Consider the following 5,630-nt stretch of genomic DNA (forward strand, 5'->3'; position numbering starts at 1 on the left):
GGCAGCCGCGGCCCGCCCGGGGGCGCGACGCCGACGCGCCTCCGCGATCCGCTGGTGGTGACCGGCGAGCCGGGTTCGGGCAAGACCACGCTGCTGCTGGAGCTGGCCGAGGCGCTGGTGGCGCGGGCCGCGGACGACCCGGGCGTGCCGGTGCCGGTGCTGGTGGACCTCGGCGGGTGGCGGCGTGACGACGACTTCGGCGAGTGGCTGCTGCGCGTGCTGGCCGACCGGTACCGGATCGGCGCGCGGGTCGGCCGGGCGTGGCTGCGCGGGGGCGACCTCGTGCTGCTGTTCGACGGGCTGGACGACCTGGCACCCGCCGACCGGGTCGAGTGCCTGGCCTGGATCACCGCGCTGAACCTGCCGCGGGTCGTGCTGTGCAGCGCGGGCGAGGAGTACGAGCACCTGCCGCGCTACGACGTCGTGCGCGTGGAACCGCTGTCCCGCAACGTGGTCGGTGAGCTGATCGCCGCGTGCGGTCCGCGGTTGGACGGTCTGCGGGACGAGCTGGAGAAGAACCCGGACCTGTGGGACGAGGTGCGCACGCCGCTCGGCTTCGGCCTGCTGGCCCTGGCCTACCGGGCCGGTCGCGCGGAGTACCGGGGACTGGTGGACACCTACGTGGTGGAGTCGGCGGCACGCGGCTCGACGCGGCCGGAACGGACGGTGCGCGCGCTGCGGTTCCTGGCGCGCATCGCGCGGCGCAAGCGGGACCTGGTGGCGCGGTCGCGGCTGCCCGCGCGGCACGTGTGGCTCGACTTCGTCGGCGCGGACGCGGTGTGGCGGCTGTTCCGGCGGGCCGCGCCGGGCGCGTTGGCGGGTGCGGCGGCGGCGTTGTGCTTCGTGGTGGGCGTGCGGCTCGGCCTGGTGCCGGCCGCGGTCGCCGCCGTGGCCACGATCGCCGTGCCGCACAGCGCGTTCCGGGTCACGCGGGGCGACACGCGTCGGGGGAACCTCTGGGCGGCAACGGGTTTCGTGCTCGGCGCGGTCGTCGCGGGCGGGCTGGCCCTGCTCGGCGGCGTGCTCGGCACGCTGGCCGCGCGGTGGCCCGCGGCGGTCGGCTTCGGGCTGGTCGTCGTGGTCACGCTGCTCGTCGGGTACGGCAACACCCGTGACCGGTACTGGGCGGTGGTGTGCGCGCTGGGGCCGGCCGGGGTGATGGTGCTGACCGGGCCGTCGGCCGACCTGCTGGCGGCGTTGGGCATCGGGCTCGGGTCGGGTGCGGTGGTCGGCGCGTTCATCGGCGGTCTGCGCGAGGTGTGGTCCGGGGTGCGGGTCCGGCCGGCCGGCGGTCTGCGCTGGTTGCCGGTGGCGGGCGCGGTGGGCGCGGGGCTGGCGGCGCTCGCGGGTGCGGAGGTGCGGCCCTCGGCGTGGGGCGCGGTGACCGGTCTGCTGGTCGGCCTGGCCGTCACGCCGATCGTGAACCGGCCGTACCACCCGGTCGCGGAACTCCTCGCCCGGCCGCTCGCGCTGGACGAGTTCCCGTTGCGCCGCAAGGCGATCCTGCAGTCCGCGCGGGACCGCGTGCTGCTGGTCGACGAGCACCGGTTCCCGCACGGCCTGGTCCGCGACCACCTCGCGGACTGCGACCCGGCGGAGCTGGCGGCGACCGTCGGGCGCCGGCGTGCCGACCTCAGCCCCACCGGGTCCGACCCCACGGCTTGAACACCGACAGCACGGTGTTGAACGTGTAGAGCACCAGCGACACGCACGCCGCGGCCAGCACGTCACGGCCGGCCGTGCCGACGACGCCGTCCGCCGCCTCCTGCAGGCCCGAGCGCAGCGAGAACGTCGTGGCGACGACCGCGACGACGGTCAGCACGAACTTCACCAGCACCCACCGGTGCTTCACCAGGCCCCACTTCGTGCCCAGCGACAGCACCACGCCGGTCACCAGCGCGGCCAGCGCCAGCGGCAGCACGACGAGGTCCCCGAGCAGCTCCATCGCCTGGTAGAGCTCCGGCGCGTCGAACGCCGCGAGCGCCAGCACCAGCATCCCGATGGTGACGCCGAGCCAGCCCACGGACGTGATGACGTGCAGCAGCAGCCACGACTTGCGCGCCTTCGGTCTCATGGCGCCCAGCGTGGCCCGCGCCGCCCCGTCACCGCGTCGGCCCGGCGGCGGCTCGCGCGCCTACGCCCGGCGACGTACCCAGTGCGCCGGGCGGGTCACGGACTTCGGCAGCCTCGTCGCCTCGTCGCCCCCGGCCGCCTCCACCTGGGGCTGGGTGAGGAAGAACGCGCCGGTCAGGTCCGCGCCGGACAGGTCGGCGCCGCGCAGGTCCGCGCCGATGAAGTCGACCAACCGCAGGTCGGCTCCCGTGAGCTTCGCGCCGATCAGGTACGCCCCGCGCAGCGTGGACGCGCGCAGGTTGGCGCCCTTGAGGTCCTTGCCGATCAGGTCGGCGCCCCGGCGGTTCCTGCCCTTGCCGCGGGTCAGCTCGCTGGCGCGCAGCAGCAGGCCGTTCGCCCGCTCCCAGTACGGCCCGACGTCCAGCGCCAGCAGCTCCTCGGGCGTGCCGCCGGTGAGCGCCTCGATCGTCGCGCGCAGCTCCCGGACCTGCGGGTGCAGCGTGCGGGCCGCCTCCAGCTCCAGCGCCTCGGTGAGGTACCAGAGCAGTTCGTGCAGCTCCCGCATCACCGGGAACACGTCGAACATCGGCCCCGCCGACGCCGGGTCGTCACGCCAGCTCGTGCCGCCGAACGTCACCTGCGCCACCTGCTGGCCCGCGCCGAAGCAGTCGTACACCGTGCAGCCGGTGAAGCCGGTGTCCCGCAGCTTCGTGTGGATGCCGCAGCGGAAGTCGCCGCCCAGGTTCGGGCACGGCGTGCGGGCCGGCTTGTCGAGCGCGAAGTCGACCGACTTGGCGAACGCGGGCACCACGCAGCACAGTCCGAAGCAGCGCGTGCAGTCGGCGCGGAGGTCGTTCATGCGCTCAACGTGTCCAGGATCTGCTGCCCGTACTTGGCGAGCTTGTTCTCACCGACGCCGCTGATCGCGCTCAGCTCGGCCAACGTCGCGGGCGTGGACGCGGCGATCTGCCGCAGCGTGGCGTCGTTGAAGATGATGTAGGGCGGGACGCCCTGCTCCCTGGCCTGCGCCGTCCGCCACGTCCGCAGCTTCTCGAACACCGGCAGGGCGTCGGCGGGCAGGTCCACCGGCGCGCTCTTGGCCGCCTTGGCGGTCCTGACCTTGGTCAGGCGCTCCGGCTCGCGCCGCATCGACACCGTGCGGCCCTGGTAGAGCACCTCGTCGGCGGCGGGCGTGAGCACGAGCGTGGAGTACTCCCCCTCGACCGCGAGCAGGCCCTGGGCCAGCAGCTGCCGGACCACGCCGCGCCAGCCGCTCTCGTTCAGCTCCGTGCCGATGCCGAAGACCTTCAGCTGGTCGTGGTCGTGCTGGATGACCTTCGCGGTCTTGCGCCCGAGCAGGATGTCGATCGTCTGGCCGGCGCCGAACTTCTGCCGCCGCTCGTTGCGCAGCCGCACGACCGTGGACAGCACCTTCTGCGCGGCGACCGTGCCGTCCCACGTCTCCGGCGGCGCGAGGCACGTGTCGCAGTTGCCGCACGGCGTGCCGGTCTGGCCGAAGTACTCCAGCAGCCGCACCCGGCGGCACTCGACCGTCTCGCACAGCGCGAGCATCGCGTCGAGGTGCGCCATGAGCTTGCGGCGGTGCTGCTGGTCGCCCTCGGAGTCGTCGATCATCTTGCGCTGCTGGACCACGTCCTGCAGGCCGTAGGCGAGCCAGGCGGTCGACGGCAGCCCGTCGCGGCCCGCGCGGCCCGTCTCCTGGTAGTAGCCCTCGACCGACTTCGGCAGGTCGAGGTGCGCGACGAACCGGACGTCCGGCTTGTCGATGCCCATGCCGAACGCGATGGTGGCGACCATCACCAGGCCGTCCTCGCGCAGGAACCGCGACTGGTTGCGCGCCCGCGTGCCCGCCTCCAGCCCCGCGTGGTAGGGCAGGGCGGGGATGCCGTTCCCGGTCAGGAACTCCGCCGTCTTCTCCACCGAGTTGCGCGACAGGCAGTAGACGATGCCCGCGTCGCCCTTGTGCTCGGTGCGCAGCAGCTCCAGCAGCTGCTTCTTCGGCTCGTTCTTGGGCACGATGCGGTACTGGATGTTCGGGCGGTCGAAGCTCGCCACGAAGTGCTTCGCGCCACCGAGGTTGAGGCGTTCCGCGATCTCGGCGTGCGTGGCCGGGGTGGCGGTCGCGGTGAGCGCGATGCGCGGCACCTCCGGCCACCGCTCGTGCAGGTGCGACAGCGCCAGGTACTCGGGCCGGAAGTCGTGGCCCCACTGCGACACGCAGTGCGCCTCGTCGATGGCGAACAGGGCGATCTTCCCGCGCTCCAGCAGCCGGGTGGTCTGCTCGGTGCGCAGGCGCTCCGGCGCGAGGTAGAGCAGGTCCAGCTCGCCGGCCAGGAACTCGGCCTCGACCAGGGCGCGCTCGTCGGGGAACTGGGTGGAGTTGAGGAAGCCGGCACGCACGCCGAGGTCCCGCAGGGCGTCCACCTGGTCCTGCATCAACGCGATCAGGGGCGAGACGACGACACCGACGCCCTCGCGCACCAGGGAGGGGATCTGGTAGCACAACGACTTCCCGCCCCCGGTGGGCATGAGCACCAGCGCATCGCCGCCCGAGACGACGTGGTCGACGATCTCCTGCTGGTCCCCGCGGAAGGACTCGTAACCGAAGACCCTTCGCAGCACCTCTTGCGAAGCCATCGCGCGATCCTAACCGACCCCTCCGACACCCCCGCCGCTCCGACCCTTGAACACGTTCCGGCGGTGCCACTCGAAGTACCGCGCCGAGCGCTCGTGGTGGGCCTCGGTGACGCGGCCCTCGAACAGCCGCAGGTGCCGGTCGAGCGGCCCGCCGGTGGTGGCCGCCACCACCGCGCCGGTGCCGTCCACCGAGATGTGCCCGAGCTCGAAGAGCCGGTCGCAGCCGAACGCGCAGGCGAGCATCGCGACGTTGCGCAGGTCGTTGCGCTCGTCGTCGTCGCACACCGAACGGCGCTTGACGTGCGCGGCGACCAGGAACTCGACCGGGAACACCCGCCCGCACAGCGCGCACGGCGCCTCCGCCGCGCCGCCGACCAGCACCTGCCGCAGCTCCCCCTGCTCCTTGCGGTACTTCGCGACCGCCCGGCCGTCCAGCTCCGCGAAGTGCTTGCCGCGCGGCTGCCCGCCGTTGCGCAGCACGACGCCCGCGCCCTCGACCGCGGCTCCGGCCACGGTCCCGAGCACCGCGCCGACCACCCCGTCCGGCGCGACGGGCACGGCCCCGTCCTCGGTGAGCCGGTCGAGCCCGGCTTGGACGTCGTCCAGCGGGACCTCGGCGCGACCCCCGGCGGTGGCCACGACCACCGACGACGCACCCACTTCGAGCACTTCCGCGGTCTGCCCGGACGGCGTCGCCAGCTCGACCCCGATGAGCCCCCGCAGCACGTCGAGCGCCCGGGGCGGCGCCGCGACCGGCAGGCCGACCCACCGGCACAGCGCCCGGTGGTCGACGCCGGAGAGGTGGGTGACCCGCAGCACCTCGACCGCCCGCGCCCGGACGCGTCCGCGGAGACGACCTTGCGGTGGAAGTTGGGCGCGTCGAGCTCCACGCCCCAGAC

5 protein-coding genes are annotated in these 5,630 nt (G+C 73.9%); 1 reads left to right on the forward strand and 4 read right to left on the reverse strand.

Features of this window, described 5'->3' with window-relative positions:
* Nucleotides 1-1,665 (forward strand): hypothetical protein (locus tag AB0G02_RS26940; protein WP_360798854.1); only part of this gene is annotated, 1,665 nt, incomplete at its 5' end.
* Here AB0G02_RS26940 and AB0G02_RS26945 read toward each other — a convergent pair.
* The 4 genes from AB0G02_RS26945 to AB0G02_RS26960 form a co-directional block, all read right to left on the reverse strand.
* Entirely contained in the window at nt 1,634-2,074 is a 441-nt protein-coding gene (locus AB0G02_RS26945) for a hypothetical protein (protein WP_360798857.1), read from the reverse strand. The genes AB0G02_RS26940 and AB0G02_RS26945 overlap by 32 nt on opposite strands.
* A gap of 60 nt (nt 2,075-2,134) precedes the next feature.
* The gene (locus AB0G02_RS26950; RefSeq protein ID WP_360798860.1) at nt 2,135-2,932 is read right to left on the reverse strand and encodes a pentapeptide repeat-containing protein; all 798 of its coding nucleotides are present in this window, start codon (nt 2,930-2,932) and stop codon (nt 2,135-2,137) included.
* Entirely contained in the window at nt 2,929-4,731 is a 1,803-nt protein-coding gene (recQ, locus tag AB0G02_RS26955; protein ID WP_360798863.1) for a DNA helicase RecQ, read from the reverse strand. The genes AB0G02_RS26950 and recQ overlap by 4 nt, the downstream gene beginning before the upstream one ends.
* A 9-nt stretch (nt 4,732-4,740) precedes the next feature.
* On the reverse strand, nt 4,741-5,630 hold an 890-nt coding region (locus AB0G02_RS26960), incomplete at its 5' end, for a hypothetical protein (protein WP_360798866.1).

This window comes from Actinosynnema sp. NPDC023658 (assembly GCF_040639995.1).
Lineage (GTDB): Bacteria > Actinomycetota > Actinomycetes > Mycobacteriales > Pseudonocardiaceae > Actinosynnema.

Excerpts from the sequence above, each read along its gene's own strand:
- AB0G02_RS26950 (WP_360798860.1), bottom strand. The coding sequence starts at position 2,932 with ATGAACGACCTCCGCGCCGACTGCACGCGCTGCTTCGGACTGTGCTGC.
- recQ (WP_360798863.1), bottom strand. The coding sequence starts at position 4,731 with ATGGCTTCGCAAGAGGTGCTGCGAAGGGTCTTCGGTTACGAGTCCTTC.
- AB0G02_RS26945 (WP_360798857.1), bottom strand. The coding sequence starts at position 2,074 with ATGAGACCGAAGGCGCGCAAGTCGTGGCTGCTGCTGCACGTCATCACG.